Source organism: Fructobacillus sp. ESL1117, assembly GCF_058508565.1.
Genome location: NZ_CP196385.1, coordinates 289452 through 314469 on the forward strand (window position 1 = coordinate 289452; position 25018 = coordinate 314469).

The following is a 25018-nucleotide window of genomic DNA, read 5'->3' on the forward strand; positions in this document are numbered from 1 at the left end:
CCTTTCAAGAGGTTTAAGTGGAACAAACAGACCGTTTAAAATAACAAATGGTCTGCTTGTATGTTTAAAAAGGAGTTCTGTCAAAAATGGAAAATTTTACATTTAAGAACACGACCGACATTCGTTTCGGAAAAGATCGCTTGGATACCGAATTGCAGGCTGCTGTTGCCCAATTTGGTCAAAAGGTGCTCTTAACCTACGGTGGTGGTTCAATTAAAAAATCAGGTCTGTACGAACGCGTGATCAAAGCGCTTGCAGGTTTGGATGTGACAGAATTGTCTGGAATTGAGCCTAATCCAAAGGTTAGTTCAGTCCGAGAGGGGCAAAAATTAGTCAAGGATCACGATATTGATGTCATCTTAGCCGTTGGTGGTGGTTCTGTCATCGATGCTTCGAAGGTTATCGCTTCTGCTAAGTATTATGCAGGTGATCCTTGGGATTTGGTCTTAGATGCCAAAAAGCGTTTTGCTATTGACCAATTGCCTGTTATCGATATTTTAACGTTGGCAGCTACTGGAACTGAAATGAACACTGGTTCCGTGATTTCCAATCCGGCAACGAAACAAAAGTTAGGAACCGGTGGTCCCAATACGCCAGCGGTTTCGTTCCTGGACCCCAGTTTGACCTTCTCGGTTTCAAAGTGGCAAACGGCTGCCGGATCAATTGATATTTTTAGTCACTTGACTGAACAATATTTCGATCAAAAGGGCTATGAAAATGATGTTCGTAATGGCTTGATTGAAGGAATTATGCGCACTGTGATTAAGTGGGCGCCGGTTGCCTTGCGTGAACCTGATAATTACGATGCGCGAGCTAATTTGATGTGGGCGTCAACGATGGCTTTGAACGGTTTGCCACGGACGGGGAATGTTAATTCATGGTCAGTGCACCCAATTGAACACGAATTATCAGCCTATTATGACATTACGCACGGTGTTGGTCTAGGTATTTTGACTCCACACTGGTTCGACTTTATCTATTCAGAAGAAACAAAGCCTTATTTTGTTTCGCTGGGACGAAATGTTTGGGGTTTGACGGGGGATGATGATACGGTTGCCACCCAAACCATTGAAATGACGCGGAAATGGATTGCGAGTCTTGATGTGCCCACGACATTGCCCGGTGTAGGTATCGAAACGGATCAGGACTTTGAGGCCATGGCTAAGAGTGCTGTTCAAGTTAATCATTTGGACCAAAACGCCTTTGTGAAGATGACAGTAGCAGATGTCCGCAACCTATTGGAAGCAGCAATGAAATCAGTCAACTAATTGGCTGTGGCAGGCTTTATTTAGTCAGTGAGTGAATCGCTACTAAAGTAAAAGAACCAAAGACTGACAAATCGTCGTTCTTTGGTTCTTTTTTGGTTTAATTTGGCGACAGTGTTCTTCGGTTAAAACCAATCAGTCCTTAGCGTTGATACAAATAAGCCTTTGCTTCGTATGGCCGTAATTTCAGACCTAAGTCATCTTGGTAATTGCTGATGAGTAATTGTGCATCGGCAGGAACAGGGTAATCGCGTTCTAAGTTTTGGTTGGTGAAGTTGTTAATAATCAATAATTCTTGGTCGTCACCGATTCGCTTGTACGTATAGACTTGGTCATCGGCCGGGTCAATCAATTCGTAATGACCCGTGGTTATCAAATCGAGCTCGTGACGGAGTTTAATTAGCTTTTGATAGTGGTAAAAGACGGAATTTTCGTCGGCCAAAGCAGCAGTGGCATTAATGGTTGTGAAGTTGTCATTTAACTTAAGCCAGGGGGTACCATCCGTGAAACCGGCATTTGGTCCTGCAGTCCATTGCATCGGCGTCCGGGCATTATCACGGCCTTTATAATGGACGTAATCGAGCATCGTCTCATTATCAACTAATTTTTCCTTATCGACAATAAACTGACGGCCGTTGATGATTTCAACATCATCGAAGTCATCCCAACCGAGGTTGTAGGCATTAGTCATCCCCAATTCTTCACCCTGGTAAACATACGGCGTTCCTTGCATGAAGTGCAAGAGAGTGGCCAGCATTTTAGCTGAGACTTCTCGGTATTTGGCCGAATCGTTACCAAAGCGACTGACAATTCTTGGCTGGTCGTGGTTATTCCAATAAAGGGAATTCCAACTATTTCCTTCCAGTTCCGTTTGCCACTTGCTCAAATTTTCCTTGAGTTTGAGCAATGAGACCGGTTGATTATTCCACCGACCTAAGGCTGGATTAGGGTTATCGTCTAGACCCATGTGCTCAAATTGGAAGACCATATTGAGTTCGCTGCCGTCCATGTTGGCATATTTGCGGGCATGGGTAATGTCAACGCCAGAAGTCTCACCGACAGTCATCAAATCGCCGTTATTCAATACTTTTTGCCGCATTTCGCGTAAGTACTCATGGACATGGGGACCGTTAGTGGTCAATGAAACAGGGTTGGCGTAGGTATTGCCAGCAGGTAGTGGCGCATTTGGCAAGCCATCAGGTTTCGAAATCATTGAAATGACGTCCATTCGGAAACCATCAATCCCTTTGTCGACCCACCAGTTCATCATTTGATACACTTGGTCGCGCAGGTCTGGATTTTTCCAGTTTAAATCAGGTTGTCCCGCATCGAAGAGGTGCAGGTAGTACTGCCCGCTTTTTTCATCAAACTTCCAAGCTGATCCAGAGAAGAATGAGGACCAGTTATTTGGTTCGTGGTCGTCAACGGGGTCGCGCCAAATGTAAAAGTCGCGCTTTTGATTGTTCTGGCTTGAGCGACTTTCAATAAACCATTGGTGCTGGTCGGATGAATGGTTAACCACTAAGTCCATTACAATTTTAATGTTGCGGGCGTGTGCAGCAGCCAAGAGGTTATCAAAGTCCTCCATGGTCCCAAATTCGGGATTGATGGCTTGATAATCCGAAATATCATAGCCATTATCCTTATTTGGTGACTGGTAGACTGGGTTAAGCCAAATCACATCGGCTCCTAATTTTGAAACGTAACTCAACCGGTCTGTAATCCCTTGTAAATCACCAATACCATCGGCATTTGAATCCTGAAAGGAACGAGGATAAATTTGATAAACGACGGCCTTTTGCCACCATTTAATTGCATTTGTTGTCATTTAAAAACCTCCAATTTGTTTTTCGGTTGAAAATTAAATCTACCTCGTCATTATAAAGAAAATTAGTTGTGAAATAAAGGACTGGTCGAAAAAAGCTTACCTTTCACTGGTTAACGCGGTATAATTTTTAAAAACGTCATTGGGTAAATTAGTAAGGAGTTTTAGTGTTTAAAAAGAAGTTGTTTTGGGGAATTCTGTTTGTTTTAATGGTCGCTGGGGCTGTTTTTTATTTGGTTGGGACTCAAATGAACCCAACTTTGTCCGAGCAAAATGGCAAGCGGCCAAAGGAGGCCACGGTCTTCTTTCACGGCTATGGATCCAGTCGCAATGCTGAGAAGTCAATGAGTCAGTACTTGGTTAACCATGATTACTCTAATCGCCGGATTAATGTGACGGTTGCTAAAGACGGCACGGTTACCATGGATAAGACGATTGCACCCGGTGACAAAAATCCGATTATCTTGGTTCAATTTGATGACAATAAAAACCAAGATTTTAATCAAACCGCCAAGTGGGTTTTGACCATTATGACGAACCTGAGTCAACAGGGCATTCGTTCGGTGAACCTGATTGGCCATTCGATGGGGAATATGGCCATCGCCTTTTACTTGATGAACGCTGCTGATAATGGCCATGACTTACCGAAAGTGGTCCGCCAAATCTCAATTGCCGGGACCTATAATGGGCTAATTTTGGCTAACCCACAGTCAAATGCACCATTAAGTGCCGATGGGGAGCCGCAAACGAAAACGGAAATTTTCAATCGTTTAGCGGGTCTGACGGCATACTATCAAAATCACTCAACCAAGGTCTTAAATATCTATGGTAACTCGACCGGTAGTTTGGCCTCTGATACGACTGTTTATAACAATTCGTCCAAAGCTTTGAAGTACTTTGTTCGCCAGCCAAGTAGCTACCAGGAAACGCTGATCGAAGGGGCTGCTGGTCAACATTCAAAGCTACATGAAAATCAGACCGTTGATCAAGAGATCTTAAAGTTCTTGCAGAACTAAAATAAACAAAAAATGATTGTAGCCGAATGGCTACAATCATTTTTTAATTTCATCACTTAATCGAAAGCACGATTGGCACCAGTGAAATGGGGAAGATTAATAGTCAGTTAAGACAACATAGTCAACCGTCTTGAGACTATTTAAGTCATGTCCACCAGCATAAGAAATGGCAGATTGAATGTCTTCTTCCATTTCAGTCAAAGTGTTTTGGATTGGACCCTTGTAAGGGACCAACAACTTGCGACCTTCTACGTTGTGGGAGTGCCCCTTTTGATAAGCAGAAGCCGAACCGAAATAGGCTTTATAAGTCTGGCCGTCTTGTTCAATCAAGTCACCAGGTGTTTCGTCGTGACCGGCAAACATCGAGCCGACCATGACCATTGTTGCGCCAAAGCGAATTGACTTGGCAATGTCACCATTGTGGCGGATACCGCCATCGGCGATGATTGGTTTAGTGGCCACCTGGGCGCATTGGGCGATAGCGGCTAACTGCCAACCATTGGTTCCAAAGCCAGTCTTGTCCTTGGTGATGCAGGCCTTACCTGGGCCAATTCCCACCTTAGTAGCATCGGCACCGGCAGCTTCAATCTCAACGATGGCTTCTGGCGTTCCCAAGTTACCAACTATTAAGAAGGCCTCTGGCAAGTTTTCCTTAATGTAGGTCACCATCTTAATCACATAGTCGGAATGGCCGTGAGCGACATCGATTGTGATGTAGTCCGGTGTTATGTGTGCTTCCTTGAATTGATCAATTAAGGCGTATTCGCCATCCGTAATCCCCAGACTGATTGATGCAATCAATCCTTTCGATTGGATATTTTGAACGAAGTCAAAGCGAGTTTCGGGTTGGAAGCGGTGCATTACATAAAAGTAGCCGTTAGCAGCTAGCCATTCGGCCAAGTTTTCATCAATAACCGTGGCCATGTTGGCTGGCATAACAGGCAACTTGAAGGTGTGGCTTCCTAAGGTCACAGAAGTATCAGCTTGGCGACGAGATTGCAAGACTGATTTTTTAGGTAAAAGACGAATGGCGTCGTAATCAAATGTTTTCATCGTTTATTCTCCGTTTCTGCTGGATGATTTAGTCTAGCAAGGCCAGATTAAAACTAGTTCAGCAAAGAAAAAGGCGGCATGGCTAGCAGCCCGACCGTACCAGTCAGACTGGCAGGACACTGCCGCCAAGTAGTTCTTAGTTGTTTTCCCACAAATCAGTTAAGACGTTTGTGGCATCACGGTCTGGCCCGACGGCAAAGGTTGCCAAGGGCAGTTCGACAATTTGACAAACCCGTTTCAAGTAGTTGCGAGCGTTTTCAGGTAAGTCTTCAAGCGACCGAGCCTTGGTAATGTCTTCTGACCAACCAGGTAATTCTTCATAAACTGGTTCACAGCGCTCTAAATCTGCTTCGGAAGCAGGATAATGGTCGATGATTTGTCCATCTAACCGATAGTGCGTGGCGACCTTGACGGTTTCAAAGCCAGAAAGGACATCCAAGCAGTTCAAAGAAAGCTGAGTTAAGCCGGAAACCCGCTTAGCATGCCGCAATGCCACTGTGTCCAACCAACCGATTCGACGAGGTCGTCCCGTGACAACGCCGTATTCGTGGGCAACATCGCGGATGGTATTGCCAACTGCATCAAATAATTCAGTTGGGAAGGGACCTTCACCGACACGGGAGCAATAAACCTTGGCCACCCCAACAACTTGGTCAATTCTGTTTGGACCAATTCCAGCTCCAACGGCAGCACCACCGGCGATTGGATTGGAAGAGGTTACGAATGGATAGGTTCCATGGTCGATATCTAACATGATTCCTTGGGCGCCCTCAAACAGAACGCGTTTGTTTTGGTCCAAAGCCTCGTTAATTAAATAGGAAGTATCGGCGACAAAGGGACGTAACTTTTCACCATATTCCTTGTATTGGTTGAAAATTTCATCAAAATCAAGGGGGTCACGGTCATAAACTTTGGTCAAGAACAGGTTCTTGACCTTGAGTGCTTGGTTTAAGCGTTTTTCTAAAACCTTTGGTTCGAGCAAATCAGCAATGCGGATGCCGATTCGATCCAACTTATCCTGGTAGGCAGGCCCGATTCCCTTGTGGGTCGTGCCAATTTTTTCTGCTTTTAAACCTTCTTGTAATTGATCAAAAAGGGGATGATAAGGCATGATAACTTGTGCTCTTGAAGAGACCTTCAAGTTATGCACGGTCACCCCGTTTTCCTTTAAATAGTTAATTTCATTAAATAGTGTTGCTGGGTTGACCACAACACCGGTACCAATCACATTGGTAACCTGGGGCAAGAAAATGCCTGAGGGAATCAATTGTACGTGGAGTTTTTTACCATCGATGACCAATGTATGGCCAGCGTTGTCGCCACCCGCGTAGCGGACAACGAAGTCGGCTTTCTGACTGAGAAAGTCTGTAATTTTACCTTTTCCTTCGTCACCCCATTGGGCGCCGGCAATCACGATTGAAGACATGGTTTACCTCTTTTATCATTTATTGGCCTCTTTCGACCACAGGCTAGTATACGGGGAAATGTTCATAAAATCAAGGGTAAATCGGGGAATATTTCGGTTTTAATGTTCGGATTCTGCATAAAAATGATTTATTTAATAAATAGTTCGTATTTATCCCTAAATTTTTGTATAATACATGTGCACGTTTGATAAAAAAGGAGAGTCAAAATGTTAGACCGTTATAGTCGACCAGCCATGCGTGAGATTTGGTCCTTACAAAATCAGTACCAAACTTGGTTGGATGTTGAAATTGCCATTGATGAAGCCTGGTCAAAGTTGGGTGAAATTCCAGCCGAAGATGTTGAAAAGATTCGTCAAAATGCCACCTTTGATGTTGCCCGCATTGAAGAAATTGAGGCGGTCACCCACCACGACATTGTTGCTTTTACTCGAACAGTTTCAGAATCTTTGGGAGCTGAAAAGAAGTGGGTTCACTTCGGTATCACGAGTACGGACGTTGTTGACACTGCTTATGGTGTCCGTCTGAAGCAGGCTAACGCCATCTTAGAGCAAGACCTGGAAAATTTCATTGCAGTTTTGAAAAAAAAGGCAATTGAATATCGGGATACGGTCATGATTGGTCGGACACATGGGGTCCAAGCTGAGCCAACCACCTTTGGTTTGAAGATTGCTCGTTTCTATTCTGAAATGGAGCGAAATTTGGTTCGGTTTAAGACGGCAGCCCGAGGCGTCGAAGCTGGTAAAATTTCTGGTGCTGTGGGAACTTTTGCTAACATTCCACCTGAAATTGAACAGTATGTCTGCGAACGTTTAGGCTTGCATGCACAAGAAATTTCATCACAAGTTTTGCCACGGGATTTGCATGCCGACTACATGGCGACATTGGCCTTGATTGCTTCTAGCATGGAAGGGTTTGCCGTCGAAATTCGGTCATTACAACGCTCCGAAATTCATGAAGTTGAAGAAAAGTTTGCCAAGGGTCAAAAGGGCTCATCAGCAATGCCACATAAACGTAATCCAATTGGTTCGGAGAACATTTGTGGTTTGGCACGTGTCGTTCGGGGCCAAATGTTGACTGCCTACGAAAACATTCCTTTATGGCATGAACGGGATATTTCACACTCTTCAGCCGAACGGATGATTTTACCAGACAGCACATCCTTGTTGGATTATATGTTGAACCGTTTTATGAAGATTATCGATACCTTGACTGTCTTCCCAGAACGAATGAAGGCCAACATGGATTTGACATACGGTTTGATCTATAGTCAACGTGTCTTGTTGAAGTTGATTGAGACGGGGATGGCCCGGGAAACTGCCTATGATTTGGTTCAACCGTTGACAGCACGGTCATGGGATGAAGGCCGATCATTTAAGGAGTTGGTTGAAGGGGATCCAACAATTACTGCCCACTTGTCACAAGCAGAAATTGATGACGCCTTTGACTATCATTATCACTTGAGCCAAGTTGCCACCATTTTTAAGCGCCTTGGTTTGACTGACTAACCATTTATATTCTAAATAGGTCCATAATATACAGTAAGTAAAATGCTGCAGCTTTTTAGCTGTGGGGTTTTACTTTTTTAGTTTATAAGGATTCGATTGTTTTGAGTGCTAAGAAATCTTTTTTTCAGTTTTGTAAAAAGAATTAAATTTATTATTTAGAATGATGTTACGAACAATGTTTAGAAAAATAGATGCCATTTCAGCACAATTTTAGCAATTTGCGTTTGTAGGAGTTGATATTTATGCTTTTATCGAGCTAAAGCATTCGGTTGATGGCTAACGATTTAGGAATAAAAGTTGCCAAAGTCATTCTAAAAAACATTGTAATTTTATTGTAATTATTTGAAATTTAAGATATAATTATTCTTGTATTAAGATATTAATATTTTTGGAGATATCACATTGAATACTAGAATAAATAAATTTCAAAAAGAAACGCATTTTAAAATGTATAAAGCTGGCAAACAATGGTTGGTAGCAGGATTGGCAACCTTTGCTCTCATTGGGATGACCCAGGTTGTATCAAATAACACAGTGTTTGACTTTGGACAAGAAATGACAGCACATGCTGCTGATACGTCGACAAACTATTGGTTTGGTCAAAATACTGAATATTATAAACGTTATACCGAAACGCCTAGTCAGTCGTCTGTACCAAAGAGTACCCAGATGACGTGGGGCTACGCTTCTGCCGAAATTCCACGATTGGCAAAGGAATCAAACTTTCAGTTTTCTGGTTTAAGTTATAATCAGTCAACTGGTAAATATACTTTGACGGCTACTTTGAACGTTCCGATGTTAACAACTAGTGGTGCTGGTCGTACTTCCTATTTTGATATGGGTTTTTCAGATTCTTTGGCAGCAAAAACTGGTAACCCCAATTTGTTGGCCGCCAATGGATCAAATACGACCTTGACAGCACAAAACGGGGTTTATAGTAACAATTTTAATGCTGGTGGAAACGTTGGTGGAACATCAGTTTTAACGGTACAAATTGATCCTGTTAAGGTTGAACCAGATGACCAAATCACAGCGATGTTTTCATCTGACACTGGGACTACTGGTTATCACGCTATCTTCTCTGTTGTTCGTACCTTGGGATATGCTGATTTTGGTGAAAAATTTAACAACACGTTAATTACTCAAATGAAGCAAAACTCCACGAATGCTGTTAATAAATCAGCATTGTCAGACAAACAGAAAAGTGCTGAGCAAACAGCTATTAATAACGTTACCATTGACGACGATTTCGTTAATAAGCTGCAGGCCATTGATAAAGATGTGGCGGCTAAGAGTGCGGCTAACAGTGTTCCGATTGATAAGCAGCGCTCTACAGCCTTGCAACAATATAAAGATGCGCACAATGTTGGCCAGATTTTGCAAGACATCGCTAACGATCCAACGCTGACTCAATCTCAAAAGGATGCCCAATCCAAGCAAGTTAATGATGCAGTTACAGTAATTTCAAATAAGTTGCAAAGCGCCCAGGATTCCGATGATGTTGCTAACGTGATTGCGGACACATCACAGGATAACGCAATTGCAACGGCTCACCAACCAGGAACTGCTTTAGCAACGCAAATCAAGAATGCACAAGATGCAATTGACACACAGTTGGCGAAGTCACAAGCAGCAGTTGATGCTAATTCGGCATTGAGTGATACGCAAAAGGCCGCTCAAAAGGCCGCTTTGCAGACTGTTGCCAATAATGCTAAGAATAATATTGGAACTAAAACCAGTGCTGATGACATTAATACGGCTCAAACTGCTGGCATTAAGAACCTGACTGATTTAGACGCAGCGAAGCCTTCGGCCTACAGTACGTTAACAAGCAAGGCTAATAGTGCGATTGCGACGATTAACAATGATCAAAATTTGACTGATGCTGACAAGGCTACACGGATTGCTCAAGTCAATGATGCCTTAAAGAAGGTTACTGACCAAATTGATCAGGCTACAGATGCTACGACTGTTAATAGTCTAGCCGGCAGTACCGACCTAGATACAGCTATTTCACAAGCAACCTCAGACAATGGGGTAACACCTCTTGACACTCAGCGCCAAAATGCTAATGCTGCCATTGACCAGGCGGCCACTGACACTAAGGCAAAAATTGCTGCTGATACAAACTTGAGCACAACCGAAAAGGCAACCCAAGCTGCTAATGTTGACAAGGCTGTAACAGATGCTAAAACTGCCATTGCCAATGGTTCGGCTCAAGTGATTGCTGATACTGTATCGAAGGCGCAAGGAATAATTGCCGGTAGTTATGTCGCTGGGAAACCATTGCCCGATCGGCAAAAAGATGCTGAGGATGCCTTGACTAATGCAGCTTCCCAAGCTAAAACAAATTTGGATGCACAAGTAAGTCAAGCAAATAATGATATTAACAACAACAATTATTTAACTGACGCTCAAAAGGCTGCTCAAAAGCAAGCTATTCAAGATGCAGCTGACGCTGCCATCAAAAAGATTAATTCAGCAACGGATGCTGATGCTGTGAATCAAGCATTGTCAGATGGGCAAAATATTGTTAATAACTTGAATTCTGAAAAGTTGGCGGCTCGTACTGCTGTCAACACAGCAGTTCAAAATGCGGAAACAGAGATTAACAATAATAATGATTTGACCGCTGATCAAAAGAAAGACCGTATTGCTCAAATTGAAGCAGCGAAGACGACTGCGGAGAATACTATCGATTCAGCAACCGATGCTAGTGTAATTTCAGGAGTGCCGGCGAGTGGGTCAGATTTTGATACTGCCATTAAGGCTGCAACGGACTTCTCCGGTGTAACTTCATTGGATGGTCAAAAGGATGCCGCTAAAGCTGCCCTTGATAGTGTGGGGCAGGCTGCAAAGGATGCTTTGGATGCAGCCAAGACCGCATCAGAAAATGCAATCGATCAAGATGGTAACTTGACCCCGGAGCAAAAAACCGCTCAAAAGACAGCAATCGATCAGGCTGTGGCAAATGCCAAGAACGACATTTCAAACGCAACCAATGCAGATGATGTAACGAAGGCAAAGGATGCCGCTGTAACGGCTATTTCAAACTTGTCTGGTGAGAAGACAGCCGCTCGTCAAGCGTTGGCTAAGCAAGCACAGTCTGCTATTGATACGATTAAGAATAACAATGCTTTGACGGATGCCGACAAGACTAATCGAATCCAACAAGTACAAAACGCCTACAATACAGCATCCAACGCAGTGGATACTGCAACGACTGCTGATGACGTAACAGCTGCCCAAAATTCAACGGATTTCTCTGGTGATATTGCCAAAGCAACGGATTTCTCTGGTGTGAAATCATTGGATGACCAAAAATCAGATTCTGCCAAAGCCATTGATGATGCCAACACGGCAGCTAAGGCTAAGGTTGATGCCGATAAGAATTTGAGTGATGCCGATAAGACAGCTCAAAAAGCGGCTTTGGATACGGTTGCAGGTCAGGCAAAGGATGCGATTGCAAAGGCGAACACAGCTGATGGCATCGATCAGGCGCAAAGTGCTGGAGAAACAGCCTTAACGAACCTGGATAAGACGGCTGATGATGCTAGTGCAGCACAGCAAGCAACAGATGCTCACCATGCAATTGATAACAATTCAGCTTTGACGCAAGCGCAAAAGGATGCTTTCAATCAACAAATTGATCAGGCAAAGAATGCGACACAGGATGCTATTAACCAGGCAACGGATCCAACGACTGCTGCCCAAGCAGTAGCCAGTGGTAGTGATTATGCCAATAAGTTAGCAGACATTGCTAAGCAAGCAGGTCAGGTGCCATCTGTTGCAGACCAACAAGCAACAGCTGCCAAGGCCATTGATGATGCCAACACGGCAGCTAAGGCTAAGGTTGATGCCGATAAGAATTTGAGTGATGCCGATAAGACAGCTCAAAAAGCGGCTTTGGATACGGTTGCAGGTCAGGCAAAGGATGCGATTGCAAAGGCGAACACAGCTGATGGCATCGATCAGGCGCAAAGTGCTGGAGAAACAGCCTTAACGAACCTGGATAAGACGGCTGATGATGCTAGTGCAGCACAGCAAGCAACAGATGCTCACCATGCAATTGATAACAATTCAGCTTTGACGCAAGCGCAAAAGGATGCTTTCAATCAGCAAATTGATCAGGCAAAGAATGCGGCACAGGATGCTATTAACCAGGCAACGGATCCAACGACTGCTGCCCAAGCAGTAGCCAGTGGTAGTGATTATGCCAATAAGTTAGCAGACATTGCTAAGCAAGCAGGTCAGGTGCCATCTGTTGCAGACCAACAAGCAACAGCTGCCAAGGCCATTGATGATGCCAACACGGCAGCTAAGGCTAAGGTTGATGCCGATAAGAATTTGAGTGATGCCGATAAGACAGCTCAAAAAGCGGCTTTGGATACGGTTGCAGGTCAGGCAAAGGATGCGATTGCAAAGGCGAACACAGCTGATGGCATCGATCAGGCGCAAAGTGCTGGAGAAACAGCCTTAACGAACCTGGATAAGACGGCTGATGATGCTAGTGCAGCACAGCAAGCAACAGATGCTCACCATGCAATTGATAACAATTCAGCTTTGACGCAAGCGCAAAAGGATGCTTTCAATCAGCAAATTGATCAGGCAAAGAATGCGGCACAGGATGCGATTAACCAGGCAACGGATCCAACGACTGCTGCTCAAGCAGTAGCCAGTGGTAGTGATTATGCCAATAAGTTAGCAGACATTGCTAAGCAAGCAGGTCAGGTGCCATCTGTTGCAGACCAACAAGCAACAGCTGCCAAGGCCATTGATGATGCCAACACGGCAGCTAAGGCTAAGGTTGATGCCGATAAGAATTTGAGTGATGCCGATAAGACAGCTCAAAAAGCGGCTTTGGATACGGTTGCAGGTCAGGCAAAGGATGCGATTGCAAAGGCGAACACAGCTGATGGCATCAATCAAGCACAAAGTGCTGGAGAAACAGCCTTAACGAACCTGGATAAGACGGCTGATGATGCTAGTGCAGCACAGCAAGCAACAGATGCTCACCATGCAATTGATAACAATTCAGCTTTGACGCAAGCGCAAAAGGATGCTTTCAATCAGCAAATTGATCAGGCAAAGAATGCGGCACAGGATGCTATTAACCAGGCAACGGATCCAACGACTGCTGCCCAAGCAGTAGCCAGTGGTAGTGATTATGCCAATAAGTTAGCAGACATTGCTAAGCAAGCAGGTCAGGTGCCATCATTGGCTGATCAAGCAAAGGCTGCCATTGAAAAGCTGACTGAAGCGGTTAACCAAGCGAAAGAGGCATTAACAGGTCCTGACGCGGATGCTCAAAAGCAGGCATTGGATAAGGCTTTGTCTGATGGCACAGCTAATTTGAATGCTCAGACAAGTGCTGATGACTTAAATAAGACTCTTTCTAACGAAGTGAATAACGTTGAGAACTTGAACAAGAATAAAACGGACGCCTTGGCTGATTTAGATGCTCAAGCTCAGAAGGCCATAGAGACGATTAATTCTAATTCAGCATTTACAGATGATGAAAAGGCAGCACGAGTAGCAGCAGTTAATAAGGCGCTTCAAGACGCTCACGATGGAGTTAATGCAGCTACTGATTTGTCTGGTGTCGATGCAGCACATAATTCTTCTACTTTCCCTGAGGCATTGAACAATGCAATATCTGATGCAGGTGTGCAAACCTTAGCAGATCGTAAGAGTGATGCACAGAAAGCACTTCAAGATGAGGCAGACCGGGCTAAGGCCGCGGTTGATTCTAATCAAGCTTTGAGTGACGCTCAAAAACAAGCTCAAAAGCAGGCTATTGATCAAGCATTGAACACGGCACAGGAGCAGATTGCTGCTGCGAAAACGGCTACGGACGTAGATGTGGCCAAGGCTGCTAATCTACCAGTATTTAATTCGTTGAATAATGCCAAAACGGATGCTCATCAGGCAGAAGATCAGGCATACAATGATGCGAAGGCTACAATCCAAAATAATAGTGATTTGACGGATTCTGAAAAACAGGATCGAATCAATGATCTGGCTAAGGCTCATCAAGCAGCTAGTGATGCCATCGATCAGGCAGTGACACCAGATGAAATCAAGGGAGCATCAGAGACAGCTGCCTTTGACAATGCCGTCAAGACAGCAACTGATTTTTCAGGTGTAACTCCTTTGGCAGAACGCAAGCAAGCAGGTGTTGCCACGATTAACACTGCTGAACAAAAGGCCATCGATGAAGTGAATGCCAATACAAAGTTAGATGCCGATGCTAAGGATCGTCAGATTGCCGTTTTGAAACAACAAGCACAAGATGCGATTGCTAAGTTGAATTCTCAGACTAACGCTCAAGGGGTTGTTGACTTTGTACCAACGGTTGCACCAGCCTTTGACAACTTAAATCAATCAAAGGTTGATGCTCGAGCTAAACTGCAAGAAAATGCAGCAGCAACAAAGTCAGCTATTGATGCCGACGATAACTTGAGTAATGCTGAAAAGCAAGCTCAAAAAGATGCCGTTGATGCTGCTTTGCAGCAAGCAGTAACTGACGTTGATAATGGTCAAGATGTTTCAACGGTTAACGGAATTCCGAGCGGTTCAACTGTTGTTAAGGCAATTAATCAAGGACATGTGACTTCAACGAAGACACCTGCCCAACAAGAAAATGATCTCAACGCCCAAATTGATGACCAGGCAGCGAAGATTAAGGCTGAAATTGATGCTGATGTAACGCTTAAGGCCGCTGACAAGGCTGCGCAAAAGCAGGCAGTTGATAATTTCGTTGCTGAAACAAAGTCCAAGATTGCTGGATTAACTAAGTATCAGGACCGATTGGATGTAGTTAACCAAACTGTGGATAATCTCAAAAATCTTCATCAGCCGGGGAAGCCATTAGCTGAGCAAAAAGCTGCAGCACTTTCAGCTATCGACCAGAAGGCAGACCAAATTCGGGCACAGATTGCCAATGATAGTCGCTTGACTCAAGCGCAAAAGGATTTGGATTACCAACTTGTTGCTGATGCTGTTGCTAAAGCCAAGGCTCAAGTTAATGGTGCTTTGAATGCGGATGATATTATGGTTGGTCAAGATTATGGTACAGCTCAGCTCGAAGCTGCATACCAGCAGAAGGTACAAGAACAATATGCCGAAAAGCAAGTGACTACTTCTGTTTTGCCACAAACTAGTGAACAAGATGAAAATCGCGATGGAGCACTTGTTACAAGTGCGCTGTTGGCTTCTGTAACTGGTTTCTTCCTTGGTCAGGCAAATAAGCGTCGCAAGGAAGAGAAGTAAAAAAATACTAAAGGGACTGTTTTCAATCTCTGAATGAAAAAAGTGCAGTTAACACATGGATGATGTGTTGCTGTACTTTTTTATTTTAAAATTAGACAAATTAGGATTAACATTTTATTTCAATTTATGACCAATCAGATTTAGTTTTTTATTTCACTTTTTAAACTAAACAATCGTTAAACGCTTATAAACCAGCATGTTTGCTTTTCTTTTCTAGATAAACGGGTTACAATGGATTTGTATATAAAATATTTCGAATATTAAAAGAGGTGTGGCAAATGTTGAATTACCACAAAAATATTGTTACAAACCAACGTTATAAAATGTATAAAGCTGGAAAGAACTGGCTTTTTGCGGCGATTGCGGCCTTTACCCTCGGAATTGGGGGCTTCGTTGCGGCGCCAATCTTAAATGTGAACGAAACCCAGGTTGAAGCAGCTCCACAATCCTACCCACAAGCTGGCTGGACCACCGTTAACGATTCACGTAATAATGGCTATGTTTACTATCAAGTCCCATCTGATCCTTCCTATGTGTCACCGACACAGGCTCAAGTGGAATCCTTTGATAGTGACTTAGATGGCACCATTGGGAAGTGGACTGATTTACCTTATCAACGACGAGCGGCAAATGCGGCAAGTGTTGATGAGTCAGTTGACGTACAGCTTCGCAATGTATATGTTCGGCGGGTTAACGGTCAGATAACTTACACGCTTGTTCCTAACGTAACTTTACTTTATGTTCGCCCCCTGGCTATCAGTGGTCGTAATAATTCTATTCATCCTTTTTTTAATGGTGTTAATCCTGTTAAAGTACAGTACACACCAAATGCCGGTACTTATGGTAATCTCATTGTTATGCCAGTTCCAAGTAATACTCAGGATTTGGGTAGCAAAAATTCAATCAGTGTTTCTTTTGAACCAAGTTATGGTAGTGATTTTCCAAAATATACCTTTAATAACTTTTTTGTTTTGCAATCGTTACAACAAGTTAATAACCAACGGGCTGCCGATATTAAGAATGCGATTACAACCTTAGGTGGTTTTGGTCCGATTACAGCTGAGCAGAACCGAGTGAACGCCCTCATTGACCAGGATCCAACGTTGACGATTAGCGAAAAGGCCTTGCAGCAAGCTCGGATTACATCTGCCGTAGCAACAGCGGAACAAAATATTAGCACTGCTCAGACAACCGCTGATTATAATAAAGCGAAAAACGCCGGTATTGCTGCCATTGATGCCTTCTATCAACCTGGTAAAAGTCTGCCTGATCAACGCCAAGCGGTGAAAAACACCATTCAGAGCCAGGCCAGTGCAACGATCAATCAAATTAAGAACGACCCAACACTGCTGCAAAGTGAAAAAACGCAAGAAACTTCAGCAGTATCAACTGCTGTTGACGCCTTATTTGCGCGAATTGATGCGGCTGCTGATGCTGATAGTATTAATAAATTAGCTGCTGATGAAAGTATTCAGTCAAAAATCGTCCAGGGTTGGACGACAGGGACCGCCATTGCTAAGCAACAGGCAGCGGCAGTTGCTCAGATTAATAGTAATGCCCAAACGACCATTGATCAAATTAATCAAGACCCCACTCTTGAAAGTGGTCAAAAAGAGAATCAAGTTACCCAGGTAAACAAGGCCAAACAGGCAGCTCTCGATGCGATCACTGCGGCCGTTACGGGTAATACCTGGCAAACTGCTGATTTGATTGCGGCTCAAGTGCAAGCCTCCACAGGCTGGAATTCTTTGCATGCAGCGGGTGAATCAATTGCCAATCGTCAAAGTGCTGCCAATGCTGAAATTTCTGCTTTGGTCAGTGCAACTAAGCAAAACATTGACCAAGATTCAAGTTTGAATGATAGCGAAAAGGCTCAAGAAAAACAAAATGTCGATATTGCTGCCGGGATTATCTTGGGCAATATTACGAAATCACAGACGGCCGATGCTATTATTCTAGCTAAAAATGATGAGGCAGACCGAGCAGCGATTGCGAACGCTTATCAACCAGCAAAAGTTACTTTGCCAGACCAAAAAAGCAACGCTAAAAAGCAAATTAGTCAGTGGGTCGTGCAAGTTACTGCCGTAATCAATGCTGATCCGACACTTGTTCAAGCGGACCATGAACGTCAAATTAGTAGTCTGAACGCTTTGGCTCAGCAAATGAACCAAGACATTGATAACCAAGTTGATGCCCAACACTTGCTTGATTTGATGGCAACAGAACAGGCACAGTTGCAAGCGGTCCATGTATCTGGAATGGCCCTTTCTGACCAGATTACTGCAGCTCAAGAACAAATTAAGAGCGAGGGACAAAAGATTGCTGCTAACATTCAGACTGATGCAACGATTTTGGAGGCATCGCGGAGTCAGCAGCTGAAAAACGTCGCTCAATATGTTGCCAATGTGACTAGTAGTATTGGCCAACAGACCAATGCCGAAGGTGTTAAACAAGCCTTAGCTCAGGGAATTCACAACATTGACTTGGTTTATACACCTGGTTTGTCGTTATCAATCCAACAACGCAATGCCTTGAATCAGTTAGCGCAAAAAGCTGATACTACCAAAGAAACGATTGAAGCGGATACTGACCTGACGACGACACAGCAAACCTACCAAAAGGGTTTGGTTGATCAGCTTGTGACAGAAGCGAAAACCAATATTGCGCAGCAGCAAACAGCCCAGACAATTTGGGATACCGAAGCCCAATTCGAACAAAGTGTTGCTGTTCAATACGAGCCTGGGGCAACGATTCAAGCTGCCCAGCAGGGCGCTTTGTCAGCTTTAAAAGAGACTAACCAGCAGACTGCAAGTAACATTCAAGCGGAACCAACGCTTTCTCAAGCCGAAAAAGACCAAGAGCTAGGGGATTTAGCGACGGCTTATTTAAATGCGCAAAAAATTGTTCAGGAGGCGTTAACCAGCGCTACTGCTACTGCCGCTGGTCAAACTGGTTCTAACAACCTCCAGTCGATTTTTCATACTGGAATGGCAATTGCGGATCGGCAAAACCTGGCGAAGGCAGATTTGAATCAAAATCTAGCTAATACAAATAAGGCGATTAACCAAGATCAGACATTAACTACAGCGGCTAAACAACAGCAGCAACAGGTGGCCCAGGATGCCTATAACCAGGCGCTGATTGCTCTGACTGCTGCCAAGACGGCCCAGGAAATTCTGGACCAAAACAAGACAGGGGATACCAACATTGCCAATGCCCACGTTGGTGGTCAGAGTTTGACAGATCAACGTCAGGCGGCGCAGACCATCCTTGATAATGAAAATAATCAAGTGGCCATGGCAATTAAAGCAGATCAGACTTTGACCACCGCTGATAAATCTGCTCAGACAAACAGCTTGGCAGCTGCTTATCAACAAGCTAGTCAGGCACTATCTGCTAGTGGAAATGCTCAGGCAATTCTTGACGCCAAAACGACCGGATTACTAAACATTGATCAAACACATGTGATTGCGACTGCTGTTGACCAGCAAAGAAATTTGGCTCAGGCGGCGCTTGACCAGGAGAATGCTCGGGTCCAGGGCTTGATTAAAAACGATCAAACCCTATTGAATAGCGAAAAACAAAGTGAATTGTCCCAGTTAGAGGTTGCCTACACCCAGGCCCAAGCGAGTCTGAACCAGGCCTCAGATGCCCAGGGAATCCTTGATGCCAAGACAACCGGTATTGGTTCACTGGCGCCAGTATATGTGGGTGGTCAACCATTGGCTGAGCAGCAACAAGCGGCCACTGATACCCTAACCACCGCTCAAAATACCGTGGTCGCGGCCATCAGTAAAGATGGGACCCTTTTGAATAACCAAAAATCAGACCAGCAACAAGTCGCCTTGACTGCGCAAAAAAATGGGCAAACAGCAATTGAACAGGCCACTGACGCCCAGGGGATTGCTGATGCCCAGGCTAATGCCTTGTCTCTCATCAATGCTGCCCACCAACCACAAGCAGACATTGAAAGCCAGCGGCAGGCTGCTTTGGCTACCCTAAAAGCCACGAATGGGCAAATTCAAACTGCTATTCAGGGAGATGTGACACTCTTGGACAGCCAAAAGCAGGCTGAACAGACAGACTTAGATCAGGCATATCAAGCCGGTCAGGCTGCCCTAGCGGCCAATCAGGCCCTAGATGCGCAGAGCATTTTGAACGGGCTCAATGATGCCACGGCCAAGATGACTGCTAGCCATGTTGCTGGAACTGATTTTGCCAGCCAGTTACAGGCGGCCATTCATAACATACAAAATCAGCATACTAATACAGTTCAGGCCATTCGTGCCGATAAAACTTTGAATACTGCTACTCAGTCTTTGCAAATTAGTAATGCTGATCAGGCTTTTCAGTCTGCTCAAGAAACGGTGAATGCTGATAAGAATGCTCAGACGTTAGCTGATGATTTGGCGAGTGCTTTGACTAATATTGCCGCTACTCATCGTGTTGGGGCGGCTGTGGCCGATCAGCAGCAGGCTGCTATTGGTGCTTTGCAAGATCAGGCCCAACAGGCGGTCTTAGTGATTGGCAAAGATTCAACTTTGTTGACCAGTCAGCAGCAAAGCCAGATTAATCAGGTCAACCAAATCCTGGTGCAAGCTAAAGAAACGATTCTGGCCGCCGACAATGCTCAGGCAATTCAAAGCGATCAAGCAGCAGCCAGTGACCAAATGCAGGCTGTGCACACTCCTGGTCTAGCCCTTGATCAGCAACAGGCAAACGCCTTGAGTCAATTGCAGACGATTAATGACCAAGTCTTGGCGACGATTGTGGGCGATAAGACGCTAACAGATGCGGCTGCGGGCCAGCAAAAATCAGCATTGGCAAGCGCTGACGAGAGCGCACAAGGGCAAATTCGTCAAGCAACGAGTGCTCAAGCGATTGCTGACCAGTTAAATCAGCAGACGAATAATTTGCAAGCTAGTCATCAATCCGGTGATTCGATTGCTAATCAAATTGCCGCAGCCCAAAATAACTTAAAGACTGTTCAAGATAACTTGCAAAATGATATTCAAAGTGACGTGACGCTTTTGAATGCTGTCAAGGCCAATCAGTCAAGCCAGGTCCAAAGTGATTATCAAAAGGCCCAGGCTAATTTAGCCAAATTGACAACGGCTCAGGAAATTTTAGACCAGTTTAACCAGGCTAAAAATCAATTAAATACCGACTATGTGCCCGGCCAAGCGCTTGACCAGCAACAAAATGCTGCTCAGGTTGCTTTGACTAGCCAAGCTCAACAGGTTCAGGCCGATATTACAGCCGATCCAACCTTAACGAGAGTTACTAAAACCGCGCAAACAGATGCAGTTGATCAATCATTAAAGACCTATGTTGCGCAGATTGTTAAAGCACAAACTGCCCAAGACGTGGCTAATCAACAGGCAGCCGGTTTGGCCGCTATTCAAGCAGATCACCAAGTGGGTGCTTCTGTTGCAAGCCAGGCGCAGGCTGCTACAGCTGCCTTGACAAAATTAGCAAGTCAAGTTGCCAATGCGATTAGTTTAGATAAGACTTTGACTGATAGCCAGGAAGAAGATCAGCGCAACCAAGTGCAATCCGACTTAGCAACGGCTCAAAATAAGCTCCAAGCTGCTCAAACTGCTCAAGCAGTGGCTGATCTGCAAAACCAGTATCAAGACCAGTTGAACGCTGATCACAAAAGTGCAAGTAGTCTCAGCGATCAGTTAGTGCAAGCCCAGGATTCTTTGAGTGACTATGCCCGCCAACTTCAAAAACAAATTAATAGTGACCCAACGCTCCTTGCTTCGGCACAAACAGCCCAAGCAGGGGCTGTTACCACTGCTCTGACCCAAATGCAGTCAAATTTGGCCACTGCTGCGACTTCTGCCCAGGGCTTGCAAGATGCCCTAACTCAAGCAGAAAAAAACCTTGACCGTCTGCATCAGCCTGGTCTGGATTTGCCAACGCAAATCGCCAATGCCACGCAAAACTTAACAGGGGTGGCTAAGTCAACTAATCAGGCAATCACCAATGATGTGACGTTGACCGAGGCTGCTCGTCAGACCCAGCGCGATACTGTGACCAAGTTGGTGACTCAAGCAAATGCTGATTTTAATCAGGAAACGAACGCGCAACAACTGGCTGATCGCCTAGCCCAGGCTAGCAGTGACGTGGCAAATGCGCATCAAGCCGCCCAATCATTGGCCGACCAAAAGCAAACCGCTTTGAATCAATTACAGGCGACCTATCTAGCCACTCAAAAGGCGATTGATGGGGATGTGACCCTGACAGATGCCGTTAAGTCGAACCAGCTTGCGGTCTTAGATACGAACAATAACTTGGGCCAGAAGGCAATTAATGATGCTGGTTCAGCTCAATTAGTTTCGGATACCCTTATGTCGTGGTCACAGAAGTTGAACAACTCACATGTTGTCGGCAAGGACCTCGATAGTCAACGAGTGGATGCCCAGACAGCCATCAAAGCGCAGTACACTGCCACGCTGACGGCTTTATCCAATGATAAGACCTTATTAACGGCGGATAACCAGACTCAAACGACGAATGTCAACAATGCCTATGACCAGGCGGTTGCTGCTCTGGCAGTTGATCAAACGCCCAATGCACAGAGTATCCAAAATGTTGTAACTGCTGGAAAAATAGCCATCCAGGCAGCTTATATCCCGGGAACGCCATTGTCTGACCAACAAAATGTTGCCACTAATGCCGTTAATCAGGCAGCTAAAGCCGTGATTAGCGAAATTAGTAACGATGAAACATTGACAGTTTCTGCTGTTCAAACACAGAGTCAAGCCGTTACTACTGCAGCCAACGGGTTACTGCAAAAGATTACAACGGCAACGGATGCACAGACGATTGCTAACACAATTAGTAATGTGCAAAATGTTTTGTCTGCTTTGCACAAGACCGGCCAGCCGGTGACCAATCAGCAAACCTCAGCTAATAATGCTGTAACTGGGGCTAGTGATAGTACCAACCAAGCGATTAACGCTGATGCAACGCTGACCCAAGCTGAAAAGGCGAGTCAAAAGGAAGCTGTGGCTCAAATTATTCAGGCGGCCATTAGTAAAATCAGTGCAGATACCAAGGCCGCTCAAATCGAGGCTGATAAAAATCAGGCCATCCAAGACGTTCAGGCCGCCCACCAACGTGGTCAGGAAATTAGTCAACAACAAGCGGCGGCTGTTAGTGTTTTGCAGGCTGAAGTCACCAAGGTTAAAGGCCTGATTGACCAGGATGAGACCCTCAATGAAACAGAGCGGACGACTCAAAAGACTGCAGTTGATGATGATTATAACCAAGCTGTAGCAGCTGTGAACCAAGTAAAAACAGCTGATGATATTAATACGGCCCAATTCAACGGTGTCAATAGTATTGATACCGACTACAAGACGGGTGATGACATTGCTTTGCAGAAGCAAGCGGCTATTGAAAAGCTTCGTGATGAGGCCAACCAGATTCAAACGGCCGTGCAAAGGGATCCAACCTTGGATACGGCCACAATTAATAGCCAAATGTCTGCTTTGCAAGCCGCGCGAGATGCTGCCATTGCCAAGATTAAAGGTAGTGACATCCAAACTGCCGACCAGATTGATGCAGCGAAAAATGATGGTTTGACGGCGATAATGAATAGCCACGTAGTTGGGACTGACTTGGCAACCCAGGTGCAAAATGCCTTAAACCAACTACAAACATTAAATACGGTGGTGACCAACTCAATCAATACCGATGATACGTTGACCAACGCTAGCAAACAGACACAAGAGCAGGATTTGGCAACTGTTTACCAAAATGGTCAGGCAATCTTGAACAAGGCCGCAAATGCTCAGCAAGTGGCGGATGCAGTCACGAATGCCCAGTTAGCGATGCGACAGGCCTACGTGACCGGCACAGCGATTGAAAATCAACGGTCTAACGCGTTGAACCAGTTGCAAAACTTGGCGCAAGGCTTTAAGGCTTTGATTAATATCGATCCAACATTGACCAATGCCGATAAACAGCGTCAGGCCAATGACTTAGCCCAGGCAGTTCTTTCAGCACAGGCATCGCTATCGGCACAGAATGCACCGACCGCTGAGGCGATTGCCCAGGCGTTATCACAGGCAAATCAGACTTTGGCCGCAACCCATGTTAGTGAAACGCCCGTTGCTGACCAAATTACTGCTGCTAAGGAGCAACTAAAACAGGAACTCTCGACTGTTAATGGCGCCATTAACGGGGATACAACCCTGTTAACGACACAAAAATCAGCCCAACAAGCGGCAGCTCAGGAGGCTCATGATCAGGCAGTTGCTAGTTTTGGGTTACCCTTGTTGATGGATGCTCAAACAGTCCAAGACCGTTTGAATGTTGGGTTGAAGGCAATTGATGCCGCTCATACCAGTGGAACTGAGCTAAGTACACAAAAAAACCGGGCCATTGATGAATTAACTCAAACAGCTAAGAATACCAAACAAGAGATTTCAAGTGATAATACTTTGCTTGAAGCAGAACGAACAAGTCAACGCGGCCTGATTGATCATGATCTAGCCGATGCGACGCAGGCTTTGCAAGCCGTCCAGAATGCCGATAGCATTCAAAATTTGCAGAACCAATTCAGCTCACAAATTGTTGCGGATCATCAGGTTGGGATACCACTAGGAGACCAGCAGACCAGTGCTAAGACTGATTTAAACGAGTATGCTGGTTCCAATAGTAATCAAACAGGTCTTTGGTTAGCCATCGATCATGATCAAACCTTAACCGATGCGCAGAAGGCTGAACAAAAAACTGACTTAGCGGCGGTTTTGGCTAGCTATGATGACAAAATTAGTGCGGCATCAGATGCACAATCACTGGCCGATTTGCTTGCTAAAGCCCACAATGACCTTGACAGCACGCATGTGCTCATGAGCTCCTTAGCTGACCAGCGAGTTGCTGCCAATAAGCAGTTAGCTGCTCAACTTGCCCAAACTAAAGGTCAAATTGCTGCCGAAGTGACATTGACGACAGCGACAGCTAATAGCCAAATGCAACAAGCGGATGCAGCCTTAAATACCGCCCAAACCAATTTGGTCAATGCACCAGATGCGCAAGCTATTTTGACGGCGACAAATGCTGGCTTACAAAGCATTACCGAGCAATTCCAGCCGGGTCAAGCCCTTGCGGATCAAGTTGCTGACGCCAAGACTGCTATCCAAAGTGCTGTCGTGGCTGCTCAAGAAGCGATTGACAATGATCAAACGTTGAATACAGCTGATAAAAGCCGTCAGCAACAGGTAGTGACCGCTGCTTTGACGGGACTGGATGATGGCTTTGGAAATGCTTCAAATGCCCAAACCATCCTAGATTTGAAGAATCAGACTATTGCTGCAATCAATAGTGTTCACCAAGTTGGTGTGCCGATCGCCACTCAGCAAGAAAAGGCCAATAATAGTTTAGCCATCATGGCTAACCAGTTATTGCAAACGATTTCAGCTGATCCAAACTTGACGAATGCACAACGGGTGAGCCAGGGCCAGGCTGTGGCGGCGGCCTTGAAAAACGCTCAGGCAGTGATTAATTCTTTGACAGATGCTCAGTCAGTCTTAGATGCTCAGGCCCAGCAAACTGTCACAATCCAAAACCAGCACGTTTTGCAGCCAAGTGTCTAGAACCAACAGGCAACGGCTCGGCAAAAGTTCCAAGAAGAACATGA

The 25018-nt window shown here is 45.0% G+C and carries 8 protein-coding genes; 5 read left to right on the forward strand and 3 right to left on the reverse strand.

Annotation, left to right across the window (positions count from 1 at the left end):
* The first annotated feature begins 86 nt into the window (after positions 1-86).
* Entirely contained in the window at positions 87-1268 is a 1182-nt protein-coding gene (locus tag ACSYSH_RS01295; RefSeq protein ID WP_491702572.1) for an iron-containing alcohol dehydrogenase, read from the forward strand.
* 139 nt (positions 1269-1407) lie between these two features.
* Here the strand turns inward: ACSYSH_RS01295 and ACSYSH_RS01300 are convergent, their stop codons facing one another.
* Complete coding sequence (locus ACSYSH_RS01300; protein ID WP_491702571.1) at positions 1408-3093, reverse strand: glycoside hydrolase family 13 protein; 1686 nt, start codon at positions 3091-3093, stop codon at positions 1408-1410.
* A 164-nt stretch (positions 3094-3257) separates the two neighbouring features.
* Between ACSYSH_RS01300 and ACSYSH_RS01305 the strand changes: the two genes are divergently transcribed.
* A complete protein-coding gene (locus tag ACSYSH_RS01305) occupies positions 3258-4106 on the forward strand; it encodes an alpha/beta hydrolase (RefSeq protein ID WP_491702570.1) in 849 nt (282 codons plus the stop codon).
* Between the two features lie 96 nt (positions 4107-4202).
* On the opposite strand, the gene ACSYSH_RS01310 is transcribed toward ACSYSH_RS01305, so the two are convergent.
* Together ACSYSH_RS01310 and ACSYSH_RS01315 are read right to left on the reverse strand one after the other, a co-directional pair.
* Positions 4203-5159 (reverse strand): GMP reductase, encoded by a 957-nt coding sequence (locus ACSYSH_RS01310; RefSeq protein ID WP_489816492.1) that lies wholly within the window; start codon positions 5157-5159, stop codon positions 4203-4205.
* A gap of 136 nt (positions 5160-5295) precedes the next feature.
* Entirely contained in the window at positions 5296-6585 is a 1290-nt protein-coding gene (locus ACSYSH_RS01315) for an adenylosuccinate synthase (RefSeq protein WP_491702569.1), read from the reverse strand.
* A gap of 207 nt (positions 6586-6792) precedes the next feature.
* Between ACSYSH_RS01315 and purB the strand changes: the two genes are divergently transcribed.
* From purB to ACSYSH_RS01330, 3 genes are all read left to right on the forward strand, one after another.
* On the forward strand, positions 6793-8091 hold the full coding sequence (gene purB, locus ACSYSH_RS01320) for an adenylosuccinate lyase (protein WP_489816494.1): 1299 nt from the start codon (positions 6793-6795) through the stop codon (positions 8089-8091).
* Between the two features lie 402 nt (positions 8092-8493).
* Positions 8494-15363: a DUF1542 domain-containing protein gene (locus tag ACSYSH_RS01325; protein ID WP_491702568.1), complete on the forward strand. Its 6870-nt coding sequence runs from the start codon at positions 8494-8496 to the stop codon at positions 15361-15363.
* Between the two features lie 278 nt (positions 15364-15641).
* Positions 15642-24974, forward strand: coding sequence for a DUF1542 domain-containing protein (locus tag ACSYSH_RS01330; RefSeq protein ID WP_491702567.1), 9333 nt, complete (start codon positions 15642-15644; stop codon positions 24972-24974).
* Positions 24975-25018: the final 44 nt, after the last annotated feature.

Excerpts from the sequence above, each read along its gene's own strand:
- ACSYSH_RS01310 (WP_489816492.1), bottom strand. The coding sequence starts at position 5,159 with ATGAAAACATTTGATTACGACGCCATTCGTCTTTTACCTAAAAAATCA.
- ACSYSH_RS01330 (WP_491702567.1), top strand. The coding sequence starts at position 15,642 with ATGTTGAATTACCACAAAAATATTGTTACAAACCAACGTTATAAAATG.
- ACSYSH_RS01295 (WP_491702572.1), top strand. The coding sequence starts at position 87 with ATGGAAAATTTTACATTTAAGAACACGACCGACATTCGTTTCGGAAAA.
- purB (WP_489816494.1), top strand. The coding sequence starts at position 6,793 with ATGTTAGACCGTTATAGTCGACCAGCCATGCGTGAGATTTGGTCCTTA.
- ACSYSH_RS01300 (WP_491702571.1), bottom strand. The coding sequence starts at position 3,093 with ATGACAACAAATGCAATTAAATGGTGGCAAAAGGCCGTCGTTTATCAA.
- ACSYSH_RS01315 (WP_491702569.1), bottom strand. The coding sequence starts at position 6,585 with ATGTCTTCAATCGTGATTGCCGGCGCCCAATGGGGTGACGAAGGAAAA.